Below are 20,783 nucleotides of genomic sequence, written 5' to 3'. Positions count from 1 at the left end.
CGGTATCCGTACCACCGCCGGCCGCTCCGTCACCACGACCGCTCAGTCACATCGAAGAAACAGACAAAAGATGGCAGAGTGGCTCTATGGTTGATCGGGGAGCGGTTGATCGCGGAGTGACGCCCGCCGCCGTACCGTCACCGGACGACTGGCCCGCCCGCCCGGAGCTGATCCTCGCCCTCAACCAGACGGGAAGTTTCGACTGGGACCTCGACACCGGCCGGCTGCACCTGGACCCCGCGGCGCTGGAGATCCTCCAGATGCCCCCCGAGCGGTTCCACGGCAGCATCGCCGACCTCGCCGGCCGTGTCCCGCGCGACGACGCCGCGCGCCTCGACGCCCTGGTCTCCCAGCACCTGAAGAACGGCAGCGACACCTACGGCGCCTACTACCGCATCCGCACCGGGGACGGCGGGATGCGCTGGACGTACACCCAGGGCCGCATCCAGCGCGACGCGGAGGGCCGTCCCCTCCGCATCCTGGGCCTGGTCCGCGACGCCACCCAGGAACTGGGCCAGGCCGGACCGCGCGAGCCGGACGCCGAGCGCCGCCACCAGACCACCGTCGTCGAGACGATCACCGCCGCCCTCGCCCACGCCCGGACCGTCCAGGACGTCATCGACTTCTTCAAGGACTCCCGGGCCGTGGAACACCTCGGCTCCGACCTCCTCGTCCTCGGCCTCCTCGACTCCGGCCGCATCCACCTGGTCGCCGAGGGGCCCTCGGAGCACTTCATCCCGGGCACCCTCTACACCCGGGTCGACGACGACTTCCCCATGAGCGAGGTCATCCGCACCCTCGCCCCGCGCTTCATCGAGTCCCCCGAGGAGTTCGCCTCCGGCTACCCCTGGCTGTGGGAGCGCATCAAGGACATCGGCATCGCCTCCGCCGCCTACCTCCCGCTGATCGCCCAGGCCCGCCCCATCGGCGCCCTCGGCCTCCTCTACCGCGACGCCCGGGGCTTCACCCGGCAGGAGCGCAACCTCTTCATCGCCCTCAGCAGCAGCCTCTCGCAGGCCATCGCCCGCGCCATGCTCTTCGACCAGGAGCACGACCTCGCCGAGGGCCTGCAGCAGTCCATGCTGCCCCGGCGCATCCCCGAGGTCCCCGGCGCCCAGATCGCGGTCCGCTACCGCTCCGCCCGCATGGGCCGCGACATCGGCGGCGACTGGTACGACGCCATCCCCCTGCCGGGCGGCCGGGTCGGCGCCGTCATCGGCGACGTCCAGGGGCACGACACCCACGCCGCCGCCGTCATGGGCCAGCTGCGGATCGTCCTGCGCGCCTACGCCACCGAGGGCCACTCACCGGCCACCGTCATGGCCCGCGCCTCGTCGTTCCTCCACGAGCTCGAAACCGACCGCTTCGCCACCTGCACCTACGCCGAAGCCGACCTCACCACCGGCGTCGTCCAGCTCGTACGCGCCGGCCACATCGACCCGCTGCTGCGCCACACCGACGGCACCTGCCGCCGCCTGCCCGTCTCGGGCGGCCTGCCGCTGGGCCTCTCGGCGGAGTTCGGACGGATCGACTATCCGGTGACGACCGTCGAGCTCGACCCGGGGGAGACCCTGATGATGTTCACGGACGGCCTCGTCGAGCAGCCCGGCTCCGACCTCGACGAAGGCATGCGCAGGCTGTCCGGCCTCGTCCGCGAGGGCCCGTACGACCTCGACAAGCTCGCCGACCTGCTGTGCGACGTCGTCGGGGAGCGCGTCGGCGAGGACGACATGGCCGTCCTGCTGCTGCGCCGCCACGGCCCGGCCACCCGGGGCGGCGGCCGGCTCCAGCAGCACATCGCCCCCGCCGACCCCGACGGCCTGTCCGCCGGTCGGCACATGATCCGCGCGGCCGTACGGGCGTGGGGAGCCCGCGAGCGCTCCGACGAAGTCGAACTGGTCGCCGACGAGTTGGTCACCAACGCCCTCCTCCACACCGACGGCGCCGCCGTGGTGACGATCCGCATGATCACTGGCCCGGAACGCCGGGTACGGGTCGAGGTGGAGGACAAGTCGAGCGCCCTGCCGCGCCGGCGTGAGCCGGGCGAGTCGGGGGTGTCCGGCCGGGGCCTGCTGCTGGTGGACCGGCTGGCCGACGTCTGGGGCGTGGAGCCGCGCGGCACCGGCAAGAGCGTGTGGTGCGAATTCGTCGTGCCGGACCGTCACCACGTGGCCGACGACGCCGGCTGACATCCGTTCCGGCGGTGTTCGCGCCGGTCGGCGCCCCGAGCGGCCGGATGCGGAAGAGGCCAAGGTCACATTCGTTGCCCCTGCTGCCGGACGCGTCCGCTCGCCTAGCCTTCCCCCATGACGGTCCTGCCCGAGAACGGCTTTTCCCTGGCAGCCGAGTTCCCCGACGCGACCCGCGAGCAATGGCAGCGCCTCGTCGAAGGCGTGCTGAGCAAGGCGGGCACCGTGGCCGAGGGCCCGGCGGCCGAGGACGCGCTGGCCACCGCACTCCAGGACGGGCTCGCCACCCGTCCGCTCTACACGGCCGACGACGCCCCGGCCGTCCCCGGGTTCCCCGGCCTGCCGCCCTTCGTGCGCGGCGGACGCGCCGAGGGAACCGCCGTGACCGGCTGGGACGTGCGTCAGCGGCACGCCGGCCCCGACCCGCGCCGCGCCAACGAGGCCGTCCTCGCGGACCTGGAGAACGGCGTCACCTCCCTGTGGCTGACCGTCGGCGCCTCTGGCCTGCCCGTGGACGGCATCCCCCCCGCCCTGGACGGCGTCTACCTCGACCTCGCCCCCGTCGTCCTCGACGCGGGAGCCGACTTCGAGGCGGCGGCGCGACGGCTGCTGAGCCTGCACGACGAACGCGCCGTGCCCCGCACCGCGGCCCGCGGCAACCTCGGCGCCGACCCCCTGGGCACCTGGGCCCGCACCGGCGGCGACAGCGACCCCGCGGGCGCCCTGGACGCGGCGACCGGCCTCGCCGCCCTCTGCGCGCGCACCTACCCCGGCATCCGCGCCCTGACCGTCGACGCGCTCCCGTACCACGAGGCCGGCGGGTCGGCCGCCCAGGAACTGGGCTGCTCCCTCGCCACCGGCGTCGCCTACCTCCGCGCGCTCACCGCCGCCGGGCTCACCGTCGACGAGGCGTGCGCCCAGCTGGAATTCCGCTACGCGGCCACCGCCGACCAGTTCCTCACCATCGCCACCCTGCGGGCGGCGCGCCGGCTGTGGGCCCGCGTCGCCGAGGTGAGCGGCGCCACCCCCGCCGCCCGGGCGCAGCGTCAGCACGCCGTCACCTCCACGGTGATGATGACCCGTCGTGACCCGTGGGTGAACATACTGCGCACCACCATCGCCTGCCTCGGTGCCGGCGTGGGCGGTGCCGACGCCGTCACCGTCCTGCCGTTCGACGAGGCCCTCGGGCTGCCGGACGCCTTCGCCCGCCGCGTCGCCCGCAACACCTCCTCGATCCTCTTGGAGGAGTCCCACCTGGCCCGCGTCATCGACCCGGCAGGCGGCTCCTGGTACGTGGAGCGGCTCACCGACGAACTCGCCCACACCGCCTGGGCCTGGTTCCAGGAGATCGAACGCGCCGGGGGCCAGGCGGCCGCCCTGCGCTCCGGCCTCGTCGCCGAGCGGCTCGCGCGGACCTGGCAGGAGCGGTCGGCCCGACTCGCCACCCGCCGCGAACCCGTCACCGGCGTCAGCGAGTTCCCGCACCTCGGCGAGCAGGCCGTCAGCCGCGAGAGCGCACCCGCCGCGCCCGCTCCCGGCCCGGGCGCCCTGCCCAGGGTCCGCCGCGACGAGGCGTACGAGGCGCTGCGCGCCCGCTCCGACGCCCACCTCGCCGCCACCGGCGCCCGGCCCCGCGTCTTCCTCGCCGCCCTCGGCCCCGCCGCCGCCCACACCGGCCGCGTCACCTTCGCCGCCAACCTCTTCCAGGCGGGCGGTGTCGAGCCCGTCCACGAGCCGGGACCGGTCGACGCCGGGACGGTGGCCGAGGCGTTCGCCCGCAGCGGCGCCACGGTGGCCTGCCTGTGCTCCAGCGACAAGCTCTACGCCGAGCAGGCCGAGGCGGTCGCCGAGGCACTCGCCGCGGCCGGCGCCGCACGGATCTTCCTCGCCGGTAGGCCCGGCGGCGAACAGCGGGAAGCCTATCTACGGGCCGGAGTCGACGAGTTCGTCTTCGCGGGCGGCGACGCGGTCGCCGTCCTCTCCTCCGTCCTCGATTCTCTGGGAGTGGCGTGATGCAGGCCAGCGCGGGGCGGCCGGGGCCGATCCCCGATTTCTCCGACGTCGAACTCGGCCCGGCGGGCGGCACCCCCGCCGACGCCGGCCAGTGGCGGGCGGCCCTGAAGGAAGGCACCGGCCGCAGCGCCGAGGACCTGGTCTGGGAGACCCCGGAGGGCATCGGCGTCAAGCCCCTCTACACCTCTGAGGACCTCGACGGGCTGGACTTCCTGGGCACCTACCCGGGCATCGCGCCCTATCTGCGCGGCCCGTACCCCACCATGTACGTCAACCAGCCGTGGACCATCCGGCAGTACGCGGGCTTCTCCACCGCCGAGGAGTCCAACGCCTTCTACCGCCGCAACCTCGCGGCCGGACAGAAGGGCCTGTCGGTCGCCTTCGATCTGCCGACCCACCGCGGCTACGACAGCGACCACCCGCGCGTGACCGGCGACGTCGGCATGGCGGGCGTCGCCATCGACTCCATCTACGACATGCGGCAGCTCTTCGACGGCATCCCGCTGGACAAGATGAGCGTGTCGATGACGATGAACGGTGCCGTGCTGCCCGTCCTCGCCCTCTACATCGTCGCCGCCGAGGAACAGGGCGTACCGCCCGAGAAGCTGGCCGGGACCATCCAGAACGACATCCTCAAGGAGTTCATGGTCCGCAACACCTACATCTATCCGCCCCGGCCCTCGATGCGGATCATCTCCGACATCTTCGCGTACACCTCGCAGAAGATGCCGCGCTACAACTCCATCTCCATCTCCGGCTACCACATCCAGGAGGCCGGGGCCACGGCCGACCTGGAGCTGGCCTACACCCTGGCTGACGGCGTGGAGTACCTGCGCGCCGGGCTGGGCGCCGGGCTGGACGTCGACGCCTTCGCGCCGCGCCTGTCGTTCTTCTGGGCGATCGGCATGAACTTCTTCATGGAGATCGCCAAGCTGCGCGCCGCCCGCCTGCTGTGGGCCCGGCTCGTCAAGCAGTTCGACCCCAAGAACACCAAGTCGCTCTCGCTGCGCACGCATTCGCAGACGTCGGGCTGGTCGCTCACCGCTCAGGACGTCTTCAACAACGTGGCCCGCACCTGCGTGGAGGCCATGGCGGCGACGCAGGGCCACACCCAGTCGCTGCACACCAACGCCCTCGACGAGGCGCTGGCCCTGCCCACGGACTTCTCCGCCCGCATCGCGCGCAACACCCAGCTGCTGCTGCAGCAGGAGTCCGGAACCTGCCGGGTCATCGACCCGTGGGGTGGCAGCGCCTATGTCGAGAAGCTCACCCACGACCTCGCGCGCCGCGCCTGGCAGCACATCCAGGAGGTCGAGGCGGCCGGCGGCATGGCCCAGGCCATCGACGCCGGCATCCCCAAGCTGCGGGTCGAGGAGGCCGCCGCGCGCACCCAGGCCCGCATCGACTCCGGCCGGCAGCCGGTGATCGGCGTCAACAAGTACCGCGTGGACAGCGACGAGCAGATCGAGGTCCTCAAGGTCGACAACTCCGCCGTGCGGGCCCAGCAGATCGACAAGCTGCGGCGCCTGCGCGCCGAGCGCGACGAGACCGTCTGCCGGGCCGCGCTCGACGCGCTCACCAGGGCCGCCGGGTCCGGCCCCGGCCAGGGCCTCGACGGCAACCTCCTGGCCCTGGCGGTGGACGCGGCCCGCGCCAAGGCCACCGTCGGCGAGATCTCCGACGCCCTGGAGAAGGTCTACGGCCGGCACGCCGGGCAGATCCGTACGATCTCCGGTGTGTACCGAGAGGAAGCAGGACAGTCGTCCGGGGTGGGACGCACCCGCGCGCTGGTCGAGGCGTTCGAGCGGGAGGACGGCCGCCGTCCCCGCATCCTGGTCGCCAAGATGGGCCAGGACGGCCACGACCGCGGCCAGAAGGTGATCGCCACCGCCTTCGCCGACCTGGGCTTCGACGTGGACGTCGGCCCGCTGTTCCAGACCCCGGCCGAGGTCGCCCGGCAGGCGGTGGAGGCCGACGTGCACATCGTCGGCGTCTCCTCGCTGGCCGCCGGACACCTCACGCTCGTGCCCGCGCTGCGGGAGCAGCTGACCGAACAGGGCCGGGAGGACATCATGATCGTCGTCGGCGGCGTGATCCCGCCGCAGGACGTGCCCACGCTGCTGGAGATGGGCGCCGCCGCGGTCTTCCCGCCCGGCACCGTCATCCCGGACGCCGCCCACGACCTGCTGAAGACCCTCGCCGGGGTCCTCGGCCACGAGCTGTGAGCCCATGGCGTCCCCAGCGCGCAGGACGATCGACGTCGACGCCTACGTCAAGGGCGTCCTCGACGGCAAGCGGGCGGCCGTCGCCCGGGCCATCACCCTGGTCGAGTCGACCCGGGCCGACCACAAGGCGCTCGCCCAGCGGATGCTGACGGAGCTGCTGCCGCACGCGGGCGCGGCACGCCGGATCGGGATCACCGGCGTGCCCGGGGTGGGCAAATCCACCTTCATCGACGCGTTCGGCACGATGCTCACCGGGCTCGGCCACCGCGTCGCCGTGCTGGCCGTCGACCCCTCCTCCAGCCGCACCGGCGGCAGCATCCTGGGCGACAAGACCCGCATGGAGCGGCTCGCTGTCGACCCGGAGGCGTTCGTCCGCCCCTCGCCCACCGCGGGGACGCTCGGCGGGGTGGCCAAGGCCACCCGCGAGACCATCGTGGTGATGGAGGCCGCCGGTTACGACGTGGTGCTCGTGGAGACCGTCGGCGTCGGCCAGTCGGAGACGGCCGTCGCCAACATGGTCGACACGTTCCTGATGCTCACCCTCGCCCGCACCGGCGACCAGCTCCAGGGCATCAAGAAGGGCGTCCTGGAACTGGCCGACGTCGTCGCCGTCAACAAGGCGGACGGCCCGCACGAGCGCGACGCCCGGTCGGCCGCCCGCGAACTGGCCGGGGCCCTGCGCCTGATGCAGTCCCCGGACGCCGCCTGGAACCCACCCGTGCTCACGTGCAGCGCCCGCGAGGGCACCGGACTGGACACCCTGTGGGAGCGGGTGGAGGCCCACCGCCGGGTCCTGGACGCCACCGGCGAGCTGGCCGGCCGGCGCCGCGACCAGCAGGTCGACTGGACGTGGACCATGGTCCGCGAACAGCTCCTCGCCGAGCTGCGCGACCACCCCGAGGTGCGGCGCGTGGGACCCGCCCTGGAACAGCGGGTGCGCGAGGGCACGCTGACGGCGAGCCTGGCGGCCGAGCGGCTGCTGGAGGCCTTCCGCTCGCCCGGAGAGCGGTGACCGGCGCCGCGTACGGACCCCGCCGTCTCCCATGACATCCTGAGCCGTCACAGTTCCGCCGGGCGGGTTCGGCGGACGTACCGGATATCGAGGATGATGCAGCACATGAGACTCTGCTTCCTGGTGGAGGAGCAGTACCGGTACGACGGCATGCCGGTGGACGTGATCCGCCAACTCGCCTCCTGGGGCCACCGGGTCGACGTGCTGCGTCCGGGCAGTTCCCTCATCCGGCTCTCCGAGACCGTGCGCGCCGGTGACCACGACGCGTGGGTGCTCAAGACGGTGTCCGGCGGCCCGGGGCTGACCCTGCTGGAGGCCGCCGCGTCCGTCGGTCTGACCACGGTCAACGACGCCCGCTCGATCCGCGGGGTGCGGGACAAAGCGCTGGCCGCCGTGACCGCCGAGTCCCGTGGCCTGCCGGTGCCGCGGACCTGGGCGGCCGCCCGCGCCGTGGACTTCGCCGAGCTGCCCGCCAGCGCGTTCCCGCTGGTCGTCAAGCCCGCCGACGGCAGCTCCGGGCGGGCCGTACGACTGGTCGAGGACCCCGGGCAACTGCTGACCCCCGCGGACGGAATAACGACGGATGCCGACAGTCCCGGCGGAATGCTGATAGCTCAGCCCTATGTGCCCAATTCGGGCGTGGATCTCAAGGTCTACTGCGTCGACGGAGAGCTGTACGCCACCGAGCGCCGCAGCCCCCTCCACCCCGACCGGCCCGCCCGGGAACGTCAGGTGCCGCTGACGGCCGAGGTGGCCGCGATCGCCACGGAGGTCGGCTCCGCCTACGGCCTCGACCTGTACGGCGTGGACATCGTCTTCGGCCCGGACGGCCCCGTCGTCGTGGACGTCAACGACTTCCCCAGCTTCCGCCAGGTGCCCGACGCCGTCGCCCGCGTGGCCTGGGCCATCCTGCGGCTGGCCAGCACCGGCCCCGAGGCCCCGGCCCGGCCGCTCCCCGGCCCGCCCGCGCTGATCCCCGCGCCCGCCCCGGCCGCCGGGGGCCACGCATGAGGATCTGCCTGCTCACTCCCGCCCCCGACCACCCGCTCCTGGCCGACGCCACCGCCCTGCTGAAGCGACGTCATCAGGTCGAGTCCCTGGACCCGGCCACCGTGACCGACTTTCCGGCCCGCTTTCCCGGCCCGGCGGCACTCGCGGACGTCTACCTGCTCAAGACCCGCACCCCGCACGCCCTGGCCCTCGCCCGCTTCCTCGAGGAGCGCGGCGCCCCCGTGCTCAACTCGGCCGGCTCCACCGAGCTGTGCCAGGACCGCACGGCCATGGCCGCCCTGGCCCTGCGCGCCGGCCTGCCCTTCGTGGCCACCCGCACCGAACCGGCCCTCGCCCGGCTCGCCCTCGACGGCACGCCCGGGCCCGTGGTGGTCAAGAGCCGCCACAGCCGCCGCCACGACCTGGTGGCCCGCGTGGACGACGCCGGGCAGCTGCGGGCCCTGGCCGGACAGTGGCCCGACGAGCCGGTCGTCGTCCAGCGCTTCACCCCCAACGACGGCTGGGACCACAAGCTGTGGGTGGTCGCCGGCCGCGTCTTCGCCGGGCTCCGCCGCTCCGAGCTCGCCGCGCCCGTCCTCGACAAGGGCACCCGCTCGCTCGCCCTCCGTGAACTGCCCGACGGCTGGCTCGACGTGGTGCTCAGGGTCGGGGAGGTCTTCGCCCTCGACGTCTACGGCGTCGACCTGCTCGACGACGGGGGAGCGCCGCAGATCGTCGACATCAACGCCTTCCCCGGCATCCGCGGCCAGGCGGGCGCCCCCGAGGCCCTCGCGGACCTCGCCCTGCGCACGGCAGCCGGCAGTCACCGTCCGCGCGTGCTCCCCGGCACCGTCTAGAGCGGCCCGGCCCGCGCCCCGGGCGCGGTCCGCCGGGCTGTTCCCCGACGGGCGGACGCTCGACCAGCGGCGCCGAGAGGATGAAGCTCCACCCGGACGGCCGTGCCTCCACCCGCCCTGGGACGGCAGTTACGAAAGGTGTTTGTACATCGTGCAACCACTGTTGCGGCGCGCGAGGTTGTCCTAGATTCCTTGCGTGCGGCGTAACTACGGTGCGCCTTGGGGAAGTTGACTTGGAGGATTCCGTGAACGGAAAGCTTGTGACGGCCGGACTGGCCTCGGTCGCGGCGACCCTGTTGGCCGGAGTGGCGCTGGCCGGCCCGGCGTCGGCCGCCACCGCCGCGCCGGCCCGGGGGGTGGTGACGGCGGACCCGTCCATCTACTACGTCTACGTCACCGGGGTCAGCAGCTCGCTGGACGGTGCCCGGGCGAACGCGGACTACAAGCTCCCGCACAACTGCTACCCCGCGGGGGTGGTGGCCAGTGGCACCACCCCCGACAACGGCATTTGGGTGACCGTCCAGGGCGTCTGCTCCGGGGAGCAGTGACCAGGGGGCGGGCGCCGGGCGCGGATCGAGGTTGCTCGTGAGGGCGCTCTGGCCCGGGTGGGGGAGGACCGGTGCGTGCTGTCGTCGGGTCCTCAGCCGCCCAGGGCCCGCAGGCCCGGTACGAACGTCACCAGGACCGGCACGAACGGCACCAGCGCCGCCACCGCCGTCAGCCGCAGCCGCCGGGCCGCCGTCAGCCGCGGGGCCGGGGCCAGCAGGCGCTCCACGCGGTCCGGGACCTGTGAGAGGCCGGTGGGGCAGGGGCCGAAGACCCCTCGGTCCTCGTTGAGTTCCACCAGGGCGAGCGCGGTCGTGAGCCGGCCGAAGCGGCGCGAGGCCGCGTCGTCGGCCGCCAGTTCCACCAGGTGGTGCACCCGGTCGCGGAACGCCGCGAAGACCGGGACCTGCGGAAAGCCGTTCGCCAGCGCCGACGAGCAGTGCAGCAGCCAGTCGTGCCGGGCCCGGGCGTGCCCCTGCTCGTGCGCCAGCACGGCGTCCAGCTGACGGCCCCTGAGCCGCCGCAGGGCGCCCGTCGTGATCACCAGCTGCGGGGCGGTGCCGCCGCGCAGCAGCCGGGCTTCGGGCCGGTCGCCCTCCAGGACCACCAGCCGCTCCGAACCCTGCTCCTCACCGGGCAGCCGGGGCGAGCGCACGAGCAGCTCGGCGCGCTGCCGGCGGCGCCGGGCCCGGGTGTCGTGGATCTCGCGGGTGAGCATGGCCACCGTCCACACGGCACCGCACGCGAGGGTGAGGGCCATGGGGGCGGCCCAGCCGCCGTAGGCGGGAAGGGCATACGCCTCCACCACCCCGTGCGGGGCCGGGGCGAAGACGTTGCCCCGGACGGCCTTCCAGGCCGCGGCGGCGCTCAGCGCCATCGCGAGCGCACAGCACAGCAGCACGGCGGCGACCACGCACTGCCACACCCACAGGGCGAGGACGGGTTCGCGGTCGGGCCAGTCGGCACGGGTCAGCACGCGCGGCGCCAGCGCCGCGACCAACCCGCCGAGGACCAGCAGCGCGAGCGGGACCATCATGGCGATCAGCCTATGAGCGGGCCGCCGCGCCCGGTACGGTCCCGTGCCCGAAGTGACGCACGACACGCGAGCCCACGGCCGCTCACATGGTGACGAGCATCGCCAGCATCCCTATCCCCATCGACAGCCGGCAGGCGTTCGTCACCGCCGGCCGGCCGGGCCCTCCTGCCGCGACCGCCGGCACCGGGACGAGCCCGCGCACGGACCGGAGGACGTAGACCGCGAAGTAGAGGAGCAGCAGCCCGGTCAGCAGCGGGGCTCCCGCCGGCTGGTGGCCGGCTGTGGCGTGCCCGCCGTGGACCGGGGCCGGGGGCGCCGGTGAGCCGGCCATCGCCAGCGACATGTAGACCATCGCGAACGCGCCCACCGCGTGGTGCAGATGAGGGGACGAGACCCCCTCACCGCCCGGCGCCCGGGCCCCCGGATGCCGCCGGGCCCGCCCCAGCGACCGCAGCGCCGCCACCCCGAACACCACGGCGAGCGCCGCCGGCCCCCAGGGCCGGATGTCCAGCGCGGGGGCCGGCACGGCCATCACGGCCATGCCGAGCCCCATGAGCGCGTCCCCGCCCGCGGCCCGGCGCTCCCCCGCCGCGCCGGCCCGCGTCCCCCACAGGCAGTACGTCCCCACGGCCGCGGAGAGCGCCATGAGCAACCAGCCGGCCAGCGGCGGTCCGTGCATGACGCGCACCTCCCCGGACACCACGCCTACCCCCGGAGAATGCCCCTCCCGGCCGGTGCACACGGGAGCGCACGGGCGCACGAACAGAGCACGGACCTCTCACCCGTGCGCCGGATCAGTGCCGGCGCACCCGGGACGCGGGGAAGGGGACGGCCGCTCCCCACACGGGACCCGGAGGTGTCAGATGCCCGGGCGGTACCGCATCGGGTGCTCCTCCGGCACCTCGACCACCGCGATCCGCACCCCGTCGGGATCCGCGATCCACATCTCGATCAGGCCCCACGGCTTCTTCTCGGGCGGCTCCAGGACCCGCACCCCGCGCTCCAGCAGCTCCTCGTGCGCTCGCGCCGCGTCCGCGACCTGGATCCACAGCTCCAGACCGGGCTGCGGCGGGGCGTCGGAGCGGCCGGACACCTCCAGGAACCCGCCGCCCAGGAAGTAGACGACACCGCGCTCGGGGCCCGTGCCGAACTCGCGGTAGACCGCGAGCCCCAGTGCTCCGCCGTAGAAGGCCCGGGACCGCTCGGGGTCGGTCGGCCTCAGCAGGATCCGGCTGCTCAGTACGTGCACCATGCCCGCGACTGTACGCAAACGTGCTCCGTTAGGGTCGTACGTGCGCCGAAACAGCACGGAGAGGACCACGCGAGGCATGGAAGCGACCAGCAGCCGTACCGCAGAGCCCACCACCTTCCGGGCAGCGACCGTGGCCGACGTGCCCGCGCTGGTCGCCCTGGTGGAGTCGGCCTACCGGGGCGACGCGAGCCGCGCCGGGTGGACCACCGAGGCCGATCTGCTGGAGGGTCAGCGCACGGACTCCGAGGGCGTGCGGGCCGTGGTCACCGATGCCGCCAGCCGGGTGCTGGTCGCCGAGCGCGACGGCGAGACGGTCGCCTGCTGCCACCTCGAACACCGTGGCGACCACGTCTACTTCGGCATGTTCGCGGTCCGTCCGACCGCCCAGGGCGACGGTCTGGGCAAGCTCGTCATGGCGGAGGCCGAGCGGCTCGCCCGTGCCGAGTGGGACGCCCGCGCGATGCACATGACCGTGATCAGGCAGCGCGAGGAACTGATCGCCTGGTACGAGCGCCGGGGCTACCGGCGCACGGGCGAGATGAGCCCGTTCCCCTACGGCGACGAGCGCTTCGGCATACCGCAGCGCGACGACCTCGAGTTCGAGCTCCTCGTCAAGGACCTCGCCCAGCCCGCCTGAGGCTCGCGGCCGGTCGCGGCGGGGCCGCGTGGACGAGCCGCCTGAGGAGCCGCCTCGTGCGTTCCTCGTGCGGCGCGCCGCAGACCTCGTCCGGCGTGCCGCGCTCCAGCACCACCCGCGCAGCACCTGCCGGGGCCGGACCGCCAGGGCCCGTACGACCGCCACCCGCCGCGGCCCGCCGCTGGGCCGGTCCGGGTCGCTCACCCGCGCGATCAGCGCGGTGAACGTCTGAGGCGGGGCCGGCCCCGGGCGCAGGCCGTGTCCCGCCGGGCGCCCGAACGGCGGAAGACCGTCACGGGGTCACGAAGCCCTCACGCCCCGGGGCCGGAGAGTGGCTGAAAGTCGACTAGAGCGCCGCCCGGGGCGGCAGGTGCCCGTGTGGCGAAGTGCGCCCCCAGATCCCCCGAACGGTGGAGTCGCACAGGAAAAACGTCGGCTCAGGACGGGGTCGGCAGAATAATTTATGGCTGGCGCCCTTGAGGAGAAGAACCGCGCACAGATACGGTGTCTTAACGCCAGGTTCTCCAGAGGAGGGTTAGTCGTGACGGAAATTCTTGCGTCGCCAGCAGTGGAAGCCGACATTCTGACTGTGGATCGCGTAGTGGAGCATCCGGCCTGGGCCGCGCTCAAGACCGCGGTCGAGACGATCCGGCCCTGGCAGTCCGCAGACGGCTCCATCGACCTCACAGCGGAGGGCGCGCCACCGGGCGAGGCGGTCCGCTCCGAGGTGGCGGCGGTCATAGCCGCCGTCGAGCAGCTGTCGCCGCTCGTCCCGCACGACGCCGCGTACCACACGGCCCTCGTCGCCGACCTGCGCCGCTGGGCCGACACCGGCTTCGGCGTGCCGGACTTCCTCGACTCCCTGCTGGCCTTCCAGCCCGCCGCCCAGCGGGCCGACGGCCTCCAGCACCTGGTCCTCTTCCCGATGTACACCCAGAACGGCAACCCCGACCGCAACCTCGAAGCGGTCGTGCTGCGCACCGTCTGGCCCGAGTGGCTCGCCGAGCTGGAGCGCACCCGCTACGACAACCCCCTCTTCCTCGGCATCACCTTCGAGGACTTCACGGCCGGCTACGACACCAACTCCGCCGTGCTGTTCCCCGAGACCATCGCCGTCCGCGAGGCCCCCGAGCGCTTCACCTGGGGCGGCATCTTCTGCGACCGCGAAGCGGCCCGCTTCCGCGTGGTCACCGAGGCGGCCGTCAGCACCCTGGGCCTGGACCTGCCGGCCGACATCGTCACCATGCTCGGCGACCAGGAGCGCTGCCAGCAGGCATTCGTCCTGTGGGACATGGTCCACGACCGCACCCACAGCCACGGCGACCTGCCCTTCGACCCGTTCATGATCAAGCAGCGCCAGCCGTTCTGGATGTACGGCCTGGAGGAGCTGCGCTGCGACCTGACCGCCTTCAAGGAGGCCGTCCGCCTGGAGGCCGACGGCTACGCCCAGGCCCGTGACGTGCAGTTCGCCGTGCTCTTCGACCGGATGTTCCGCTTCCCGGTCACCGGGGACCGCGTGCGCAACTACGACGGCCTCGGCGGCCAGCTCCTCTTCGCGTACCTCCACAAGCACGACGTCGTACGCTGGACGGACAACACCCTGCACATCGACTGGGAGCGCGCCCCGCAGGTCACCAACCAGCTGTGCGGCGAGATCGAGAAGCTCTACCGCGACGGCATCGACCGCCCCAAGCTCGTGCACTGGTTCGCCGCCTACGAGCTCGTTTCCACCTACCTCGCCCCGCACCCCGGCTCGGTCTGGGCCAAGGGCCCCGAGGCCCTCGACCTCTCCCTGCCGCCGCGCAAGCTCGTGGACGACGTGCTTCCGGATGAGTTCCCGCTCAGCATGTTCTACGAGGCCCTTGCCAAGAAGCTGCGCGGCGTGATCGCCTCGACCAAGGGGATCACGGCGGAGCGCCTCGCGCAGGTGGCCGCGTGAGCAAGCACGAGTACGAGCAGGAGAGGGAGGCGACGACCATGAGCATTCCGAGCAACGGCAACGGCCCGCTGGAGGGCGCCGTCGTGGCGGTGGCGGGAGCGGCCGGTCCGGCGGGCCGGGCGACGCTGCTGCGGCTGGCGGAGGCCGGGGCGACCGTGGTCGCCTCCGACGCGGACGCGGCCCGCCTCGCGGAGGCCGTCGACGCCGCGCGCTACGCCCACGGCGGCGCCACCGTCACCGGCGACACCGTGGACCTCCTCGACCTGGACGCCGCCCGGGCATGGGCGGACCGCACCGAGAAGGAGTTCGGCCGCATCGACGGCCTGGTCCACCTGGTCGGCGGCTGGCGCGGCTCGGCGACCTTCGCCGAGACCGACCTGGCCGACTGGGACCTGCTGGAGAAGCTGCTCATCCGCACCGTCCAGCACACCTCGCTGGCCTTCGAGGGCCCCCTGGCCCGCAGCGGCAACGGCCGCTACCTGCTGATCAGCGCCGCGGGCGCCAGCCAGCCCACCGCCGGCAACGCCGCCTACGCCGCCTCCAAGGCCGCCGCCGAGGCGTGGACCCTGGCCCTCGCCGACTCCTTCCGCAAGGCGGGGGGCGAGGGCGCCCCGCCGGCCGCCGCCGCCGTCCTGGTGGTGAAGGCACTGGTGCACGACGCCATGCGCGCCGAACGACCCAACGCGAAATTCGCGGGCTTCACGGACGTCAAGGACCTGGCCGAGGCCATCACCGGCGTCTGGGAGAAGCCCGCCCAGGAAGTGAACGGAACCCGTCTGTGGCTCACCCCGCAACCGTGACCGACAGCCCCACCGCGGCGACCGACGCGATACGCCGCCACGACCCGGAGCTGCGCGGCTTCGCCAGCGACAACTACGCGGGCGTCCACCCCGAGATCCTGGCGGCGCTCGCCCTCGCCAACGGCGGCCACCAGGTCGCCTACGGCGAGGACGACTACACCGCCCATCTCCAGGACGTCATGCGCGCCCACTTCGGGCCGACCGCCGAGGTGTTCCCGGTCTTCAACGGCACCGGGGCCAACGTGGTGGCCCTCCAGGCCGCCACCGAGCGGTGGGGCGCGGTCATCTGCGCCGCCAGCGCGCACATCAACGTCGACGAGTGCGGTGCGCCCGAGCGCGTCGGTGGCCTGAAGCTGCTGACGGTGCCCACCGAGCACGGCAAGCTCACCCCCGAGCTGATCGACCGCGAGGCATGGGGCTGGGACGACGAGCACCGCGCCCAGCCGCAGGTCGTCTCGCTCACCCAGACCACCGAGCTGGGCACCTGCTACACGCCCGAGGAGATCCGGGAGATCTGCGACCACGCCCACGAGCGGGGCATGAAGGTCCACCTGGACGGCTCGCGCATCGCCAACGCCGCGGCCAGCCTCGGCGTCCCGCTGCGCGCCTTCACCACCGACGCCGGCGTGGACCTGCTGTCCTTCGGCGGCACCAAGAACGGCCTGCTCTTCGGCGAGTGCGTCGTCGTCCTCAACCCGGACGCGGTGCGGGCGATGAAGCACCTGCGCAAGATGTCGATGCAGCTCGCCTCCAAGATGCGCTTCGTCTCCGTCCAGTTCGAGGCGCTGCTCTCGGGCGACCTGTGGCTGCGCAGCGCCGCCCATGCCAACGCCATGGCCGCACGACTGTTCGAGGGTGTGCGGACGGTGGAGGGCGTGGAGGTGCTGCACCCCGTGCAGTCCAACGCCGTCTTCGCCCGGCTGCCGCGCGACGTCAGCGAGCGGCTGCAGAAGCGCTACCGCTTCTACTTCTGGGACGAGGCGGCCGGTGACGTCCGCTGGATGTGCTCCTTCGACACCACCGAGGCCGACGTGGACGCCTTCACGGCGGCCCTGGCCGAGGAGATGGCCAAGGGGTAGGACCGCCCGGCCCACGACAGGAGCCCCCGGCGGCGCGACGCGCCACCGGGGGCTCCTGCCGGGTTCCGGGGCCGGTCAGAGCCGGCCGCCCGCCTCCGCGGCGGCGGGGGCCGTGCCGCCCAGGTGGGCCGGGATCCACCAGCTGTCCTCCGGGCCCTCGGTCCGCACCGGATAGGCCCGCTGCGCCGCCTCCAGGAGCTCCTGGACGCGCGAGCGGACCCGCCCGGTCAGGGTGTCCGCGGACTCGTCCGCGGCCGCCGTGAGCGGCTCGCCCACCCGGATCGCGACGGGGATGTGGTTGCGGCCCAGATCCCGCTTGCGGCCCTTGGTCCACAGCCGCTGGGTGCCCCACAGGGCCATCGGCACCAGCGGCACCCCGGCCTCCTGGGCCAGCCGCGCCGCGCCCGACTTGAAGCCCTTCAGGGTGAACGACGTCGAGATCGTGGCCTCCGGGAACACCCCGATGATCTCGCCCGACCGCAGTGCGGACAACGCGTGCCTGTAGGCGTCGACGCCCGCCGAGCGGTCGACCGGGATGTGCTTCATGGCCCGCATGAGCGGCCCCGACACCTTGTGGCGGAAGACCGAGTCCTTGGCCATGAAGCGCACCAGGCGCTTGGCGGGGCGCGCGGCCAGGCCGCAGAAGACGAAGTCGAGGTACCCGATGTGGTTGCTCACCAGCACCGCCCCACCGCGCTGCGGGATGTGCTCAGCGCCCTGGATGTCGAAGCGCAGGTCAAGCGCCTTGAACATGCCCTGGGCCAAACCGATCACCGGGCGGTAGACAAGTTCTGCCATATCGGGAAGATCCTTTTGGGAGAAGTTACGCGGCCGTAGGGTCGGCTTCTCGCCAGATCGTGCCTGAATGCCCGGCCGTGGGCCAGCGGGGAAGTGGCCAACCACGGGAGATCCTCATCACGTCCGGAAATTTCCCCGGCACGGCGGGTGCTGGGGGAGGGGAGAGCCGGAGAGGGAACACAGGGAGGACGGGCGTGCCCGTGCGGGACGACCAGACCGGGCGGGAGCCCGCCACGCCGCGGCTCGGCCCTGCCGACCTCGGCGCCGCGCCGGGCGAGCGGGCCACACTCGTCCAGTTCTCCAGCGCCTTCTGCCAGCCGTGCCGGGCGACCCGGCGCGTGCTCGCCGACGTGGCCGCCATGGTGGACGGCGTCGCCCACGTCGAGATCGACGCGGAGGCCCGGCTGGACCTCGTACGCGCCCTCGGTGTCCGGGGCACGCCCACCACCCTCGTCCTCGACGCCGACGGCCGGGAGGTGCGCCGGGCGACGGGACAGCCGCGCCGGGCCGACGTCATCGCCGCGCTGGGCGCGGCGCTGTGCGGGCCCGGGGCGCGGTCTGACGGGCCGTGATGCGCCTCCCATGTGCCCGGCGCCCCTTGACGCTCCGTACCCTGAATCGTCAGGGTGACGCTATGTGGCCCGGGCTGCTTCTCCACGGACTTCTCCACGGACGCGCGCACGCCGACCCGCCGGGGACCGGGAGCGCGCGCGTCCCGAGCGCGTGAGCGACCGGTCGAACGGACCCGGACCGATGCCCCGGCGGAAGGACAAGAACACACCCATGACGGCCTCGCCCGAACTCGGCACGCCTCACCTCACCACCCCCGACCTGCTGCGCTCGGTCTTCCGCCGGCACGCCGCCGGCGTCGCGGTGATCACCGCGCACGGCACGCGCCCGGTCGGCTTCACCGCCACCTCCGTCACCTCCGTGGCCGCCGAGCCGCCGCTGCTGTCCTTCGGCGTCGGCACGGGCTCGTCGAGCTGGCCCGTGCTCTCCGAGGCCGAGCACGTGGGTGTGCACATACTCGGCGAGCACCAGCAGGAGCTGGCCGCGACCTTCGCGCGCAGCGGCGCCGACCGCTTCGCCCCGCCCACCCGCTGGCGCACCGGCCCGCACGGGGTGCCGGTGCTGGAGGGCGTGCTGGCGTGGACGGTGTGCCGTGTGGTGGCCCGCGTGCCCGCCGGCGACCACCGCGTCGTCCTCGCCGAGGTGGTCGCCGGGGACCCCACCGGGGCGGGCCGGCCGCTGCTGTACCACCAGGGGCGCTTCAACGGTCTGCGGGACTGAGGCGTCCCCGTCGCGCGCGTTGGGCAGATCACAGTCGACCGGCCTTGCTTTCGGGGAACACGCTCGATGTACTGACGAGTAACATTCTGGTCGGAGCGAGATCCGCACCCGACCGGGGTCCGCCCCCCAAGGCGCCTATGCTGCCTGCCAAGGCAGCTTTGATAGAGACGATGCAGTAGGAGAGCCGGCGTGAGCTTGAGGATCGTTGTCTGTGTGAAGTACGTGCCCGACGCCACCGGCGACCGGCACTTCGCCGAAGACCTGACCGTCGACCGTGACGACGTGGACGGCCTGCTCTCGGAGCTCGACGAGTACGCGGTCGAGCAGGCGCTGCAGATCGCCGAGGACGCGGACGACGCGGAGATCACCGTCCTGACGGTCGGCCCCGAGGACGCCAAGGACGCGCTGCGCAAGGCGCTGTCCATGGGCGCCGACAAGGCCGTCCACGTCGAGGACGACGACCTGCACGGCACCGACGCGCTGGGCACCTCCCTGGTCCTGGCCAAGGCCCTGGAGCACGTCGGCTACGACCTGGTCGTCTCCGGCATGGCCTCGACCGACGGCGGCATGGGCGTGGTCCCGGCGATGCTCGCCGAGCGCCTGGGCGTGCCGCAGGTCACCCTGCTCTCCGAGGTCAAGGTCGAGGACGGCAAGGTCACCGGCCGCCGCGACGGCGACGCCGCCAGCGAGCAGCTGGAGGCGGCCCTCCCGGCCGTCGTGTCCGTCACCGACCAGTCCGGTGAGGCGCGCTACCCCTCCTTCAAGGGCATCATGGCCGCCAAGAAGAAGCCGGTGCAGTCCCTGGACCTCTCCGACCTGGGCATCGAGGCCGACGAGGTCGGCCTGGAGGGCTCCTGGACCAAGGTCGACGAGGCCGCGGAGCGCCCGGCCCGCACGGCCGGCACGGTCGTCAAGGACGAGGGCGAGGGCGGCAAGCAGCTCGCCGAGTTCCTCGCGGGCCAGAAGTTCATCTGAGCCACGGCTCGCCGAACTCCGACGCCCGAACGCATCTCAACCGCCCTCGCATCTTCCGCAGGAGAGCAGATCCATGGCTGAAGTCCTCGTCTACGTCGACCACGTGGACGGTGCCGTCCGCAAGCCCACCCTCGAGCTGCTGACCCTCGCCCGCCGCATCGGCGAGCCGGTCGCCGTGCACCTCGGTGCCGGTGCGGACACCGCCGCCGCCACGCTCGCCGAGTACGGCGCGGTGAAGGTCCTCACGGCCGACGCCCCCGAGTTCGCCGACTACCTCGTCGTGCCCAAGGTGGACGCCCTGGAGGCCGCGTACAACGCCGTCTCCCCGGCCGCCGTGCTCGTACCGTCCTCCGCGGAGGGCAAGGAGATCGCGGCCCGCCTCGCCGTCCGCATCGGCTCCGGCATCATCACCGACGCCGTCGACCTCGAGGCCGGCGACGAGGGCCCGGTGGCCACGCAGTCCGTCTTCGCGGCCTCGTTCTCCACCAAGTCCCGCGTCACCAAGGGCACGCCGGTCATCACCGTCAAGCCCAACTCCGCCGCCCCCGAGGCCGCTCCGGCCGCTGGCGCGGTCGAGCAGCTCGCCGTCTCGTTCGGGAGCGCGTCCACCGGCACCAAGGTCGTCGCCCGCACCCCGCGCGAGTCCACCGGCCGTCCCGAGCTGACCGAGGCCGCGATCGTGGTCTCCGGCGGCCGCGGCGTCAACGGCGCCGAGAACTTCCCGGTCATCGAGGCCCTGGCCGACTCGCTCGGCGCTGCCGTCGGCGCCTCCCGCGCTGCGGTCGACGCCGGCTGGTACCCGCACACCAACCAGGTCGGCCAGACCGGCAAGTCGGTCTCCCCGCAGCTCTACATCGCGGCGGGCATCTCCGGTGCCATCCAGCACCGCGCCGGCATGCAGACGTCCAAGACGATCGTCGCGATCAACAAGGACGCCGAGGCCCCGATCTTCGAGCTCGTCGACTACGGCGTCGTCGGCGACCTCTTCGAGGTCGTCCCGCAGCTCACCGAGGAGATCAAGGTCCGCAAGGGCTGACGGCCCGGGCTGTCGTCTCCTTCGCACGGCTCCCCGCCCCGGCCCACCGGCCGGAGCGGGGAGCCGTCGTCGTTCCCGGCCTGTCGGCGGTGTTGACCCCCCTGACCGT

Annotated in this window: 20 protein-coding genes; 16 read left to right on the top strand and 4 right to left on the bottom strand. The window is 73.2% G+C overall.

Features of this window, described 5'->3' with window-relative positions; translation table 11 throughout:
- Positions 1-86 precede the first annotated feature (86 nt).
- The 7 genes from CYQ11_RS04005 (at position 87) to CYQ11_RS03975 (ending at position 9,834) form a co-directional block, all read left to right on the top strand.
- Entirely contained in the window at positions 87-2,189 is a 2,103-nt protein-coding gene (locus tag CYQ11_RS04005) for a SpoIIE family protein phosphatase (protein WP_099198571.1), read from the top strand.
- 117 nt (positions 2,190-2,306) lie between these two features.
- Positions 2,307-4,202, top strand: coding sequence for a methylmalonyl-CoA mutase small subunit (mutA, locus tag CYQ11_RS04000; RefSeq protein ID WP_099198570.1), 1,896 nt, complete (start codon positions 2,307-2,309; stop codon positions 4,200-4,202).
- Positions 4,202-6,427: a methylmalonyl-CoA mutase gene (gene scpA, locus CYQ11_RS03995; protein WP_099198569.1), complete on the top strand. Its 2,226-nt coding sequence runs from the start codon at positions 4,202-4,204 to the stop codon at positions 6,425-6,427. Before mutA ends, scpA begins: the two co-directional genes overlap by 1 nt.
- 4 nt (positions 6,428-6,431) lie before the next feature.
- Positions 6,432-7,439, top strand: coding sequence for a methylmalonyl Co-A mutase-associated GTPase MeaB (gene meaB, locus CYQ11_RS03990; protein ID WP_099198568.1), 1,008 nt, complete (start codon positions 6,432-6,434; stop codon positions 7,437-7,439).
- 105 nt (positions 7,440-7,544) lie between these two features.
- Positions 7,545-8,450 carry an ATP-grasp domain-containing protein gene (locus CYQ11_RS03985; protein ID WP_099198613.1) on the top strand — a complete coding sequence of 302 codons (906 nt, stop codon included), beginning with the start codon at positions 7,545-7,547 and terminating at the stop codon, positions 8,448-8,450.
- The gene (locus CYQ11_RS03980) at positions 8,447-9,286 is read left to right on the top strand and encodes an ATP-grasp domain-containing protein (protein ID WP_099198567.1); all 840 of its coding nucleotides are present in this window, start codon (positions 8,447-8,449) and stop codon (positions 9,284-9,286) included. The genes CYQ11_RS03985 and CYQ11_RS03980 overlap by 4 nt, the downstream gene beginning before the upstream one ends.
- 245 nt (positions 9,287-9,531) lie before the next feature.
- The gene (locus CYQ11_RS03975; RefSeq protein ID WP_099198566.1) at positions 9,532-9,834 is read left to right on the top strand and encodes a hypothetical protein; all 303 of its coding nucleotides are present in this window, start codon (positions 9,532-9,534) and stop codon (positions 9,832-9,834) included.
- Between the two features lie 92 nt (positions 9,835-9,926).
- On the opposite strand, the gene CYQ11_RS03970 is transcribed toward CYQ11_RS03975, so the two are convergent.
- The 3 genes from CYQ11_RS03970 to CYQ11_RS03960 form a co-directional block, all read right to left on the bottom strand.
- Positions 9,927-10,868: a M56 family metallopeptidase gene (locus tag CYQ11_RS03970; RefSeq protein ID WP_099198565.1), complete on the bottom strand. Its 942-nt coding sequence runs from the start codon at positions 10,866-10,868 to the stop codon at positions 9,927-9,929.
- 82 nt (positions 10,869-10,950) lie between these two features.
- The gene (locus CYQ11_RS03965) at positions 10,951-11,547 is read right to left on the bottom strand and encodes a DUF5134 domain-containing protein (protein WP_099198612.1); all 597 of its coding nucleotides are present in this window, start codon (positions 11,545-11,547) and stop codon (positions 10,951-10,953) included.
- Between the two features lie 180 nt (positions 11,548-11,727).
- The gene (locus tag CYQ11_RS03960; RefSeq protein ID WP_099198564.1) at positions 11,728-12,120 is read right to left on the bottom strand and encodes a VOC family protein; all 393 of its coding nucleotides are present in this window, start codon (positions 12,118-12,120) and stop codon (positions 11,728-11,730) included.
- 76 nt (positions 12,121-12,196) lie between these two features.
- On the opposite strand from CYQ11_RS03960, the gene CYQ11_RS03955 reads away from it, so the two are divergent.
- The 5 genes from CYQ11_RS03955 to CYQ11_RS03935 all read left to right on the top strand — a co-directional run bounded on the left by CYQ11_RS03955 (position 12,197) and on the right by CYQ11_RS03935 (position 16,575).
- Positions 12,197-12,757, top strand: coding sequence for a GNAT family N-acetyltransferase (locus tag CYQ11_RS03955; RefSeq protein ID WP_099198563.1), 561 nt, complete (start codon positions 12,197-12,199; stop codon positions 12,755-12,757).
- A gap of 28 nt (positions 12,758-12,785) precedes the next feature.
- On the top strand, positions 12,786-12,989 hold the full coding sequence (locus CYQ11_RS30865) for a hypothetical protein (protein WP_181143569.1): 204 nt from the start codon (positions 12,786-12,788) through the stop codon (positions 12,987-12,989).
- A 309-nt stretch (positions 12,990-13,298) separates the two neighbouring features.
- Positions 13,299-14,696: a DUF6421 family protein gene (locus tag CYQ11_RS03945; RefSeq protein WP_099198562.1), complete on the top strand. Its 1,398-nt coding sequence runs from the start codon at positions 13,299-13,301 to the stop codon at positions 14,694-14,696.
- A gap of 38 nt (positions 14,697-14,734) precedes the next feature.
- Positions 14,735-15,496 carry an SDR family NAD(P)-dependent oxidoreductase gene (locus tag CYQ11_RS03940; RefSeq protein WP_099198611.1) on the top strand — a complete coding sequence of 254 codons (762 nt, stop codon included), beginning with the start codon at positions 14,735-14,737 and terminating at the stop codon, positions 15,494-15,496.
- Positions 15,493-16,575, top strand: coding sequence for a threonine aldolase family protein (locus CYQ11_RS03935; protein ID WP_099198561.1), 1,083 nt, complete (start codon positions 15,493-15,495; stop codon positions 16,573-16,575). The genes CYQ11_RS03940 and CYQ11_RS03935 overlap by 4 nt, the downstream gene beginning before the upstream one ends.
- Positions 16,576-16,650: 75 nt before the next feature.
- Here CYQ11_RS03935 and CYQ11_RS03930 read toward each other — a convergent pair whose 3' ends face one another.
- Entirely contained in the window at positions 16,651-17,373 is a 723-nt protein-coding gene (locus tag CYQ11_RS03930) for a lysophospholipid acyltransferase family protein (protein WP_099198560.1), read from the bottom strand.
- Between the two features lie 194 nt (positions 17,374-17,567).
- On the opposite strand from CYQ11_RS03930, the gene CYQ11_RS03925 reads away from it, so the two are divergent.
- The 4 genes from CYQ11_RS03925 to CYQ11_RS03910 all read left to right on the top strand — a co-directional run bounded on the left by CYQ11_RS03925 (position 17,568) and on the right by CYQ11_RS03910 (position 20,674).
- The gene (locus CYQ11_RS03925) at positions 17,568-17,945 is read left to right on the top strand and encodes a TlpA family protein disulfide reductase (protein WP_099198559.1); all 378 of its coding nucleotides are present in this window, start codon (positions 17,568-17,570) and stop codon (positions 17,943-17,945) included.
- Positions 17,946-18,156: 211 nt separating this feature from the next.
- Complete coding sequence (locus CYQ11_RS03920) at positions 18,157-18,663, top strand: flavin reductase family protein (RefSeq protein ID WP_099198610.1); 507 nt, start codon at positions 18,157-18,159, stop codon at positions 18,661-18,663.
- Positions 18,664-18,852: 189 nt separating this feature from the next.
- Entirely contained in the window at positions 18,853-19,638 is a 786-nt protein-coding gene (locus CYQ11_RS03915) for an electron transfer flavoprotein subunit beta/FixA family protein (RefSeq protein ID WP_099198558.1), read from the top strand.
- Between the two features lie 73 nt (positions 19,639-19,711).
- Positions 19,712-20,674 (top strand): electron transfer flavoprotein subunit alpha/FixB family protein, encoded by a 963-nt coding sequence (locus tag CYQ11_RS03910; RefSeq protein ID WP_099198557.1) that lies wholly within the window; start codon positions 19,712-19,714, stop codon positions 20,672-20,674.
- Positions 20,675-20,783: the final 109 nt, after the last annotated feature.

This window comes from Streptomyces cinnamoneus, assembly GCF_002939475.1.
GTDB lineage: Bacteria > Actinomycetota > Actinomycetes > Streptomycetales > Streptomycetaceae > Streptomyces > Streptomyces cinnamoneus_A.
Note: the sequence above shows the minus strand (reverse complement) of the source record. Positions and strands in the feature narration are given on the sequence as shown.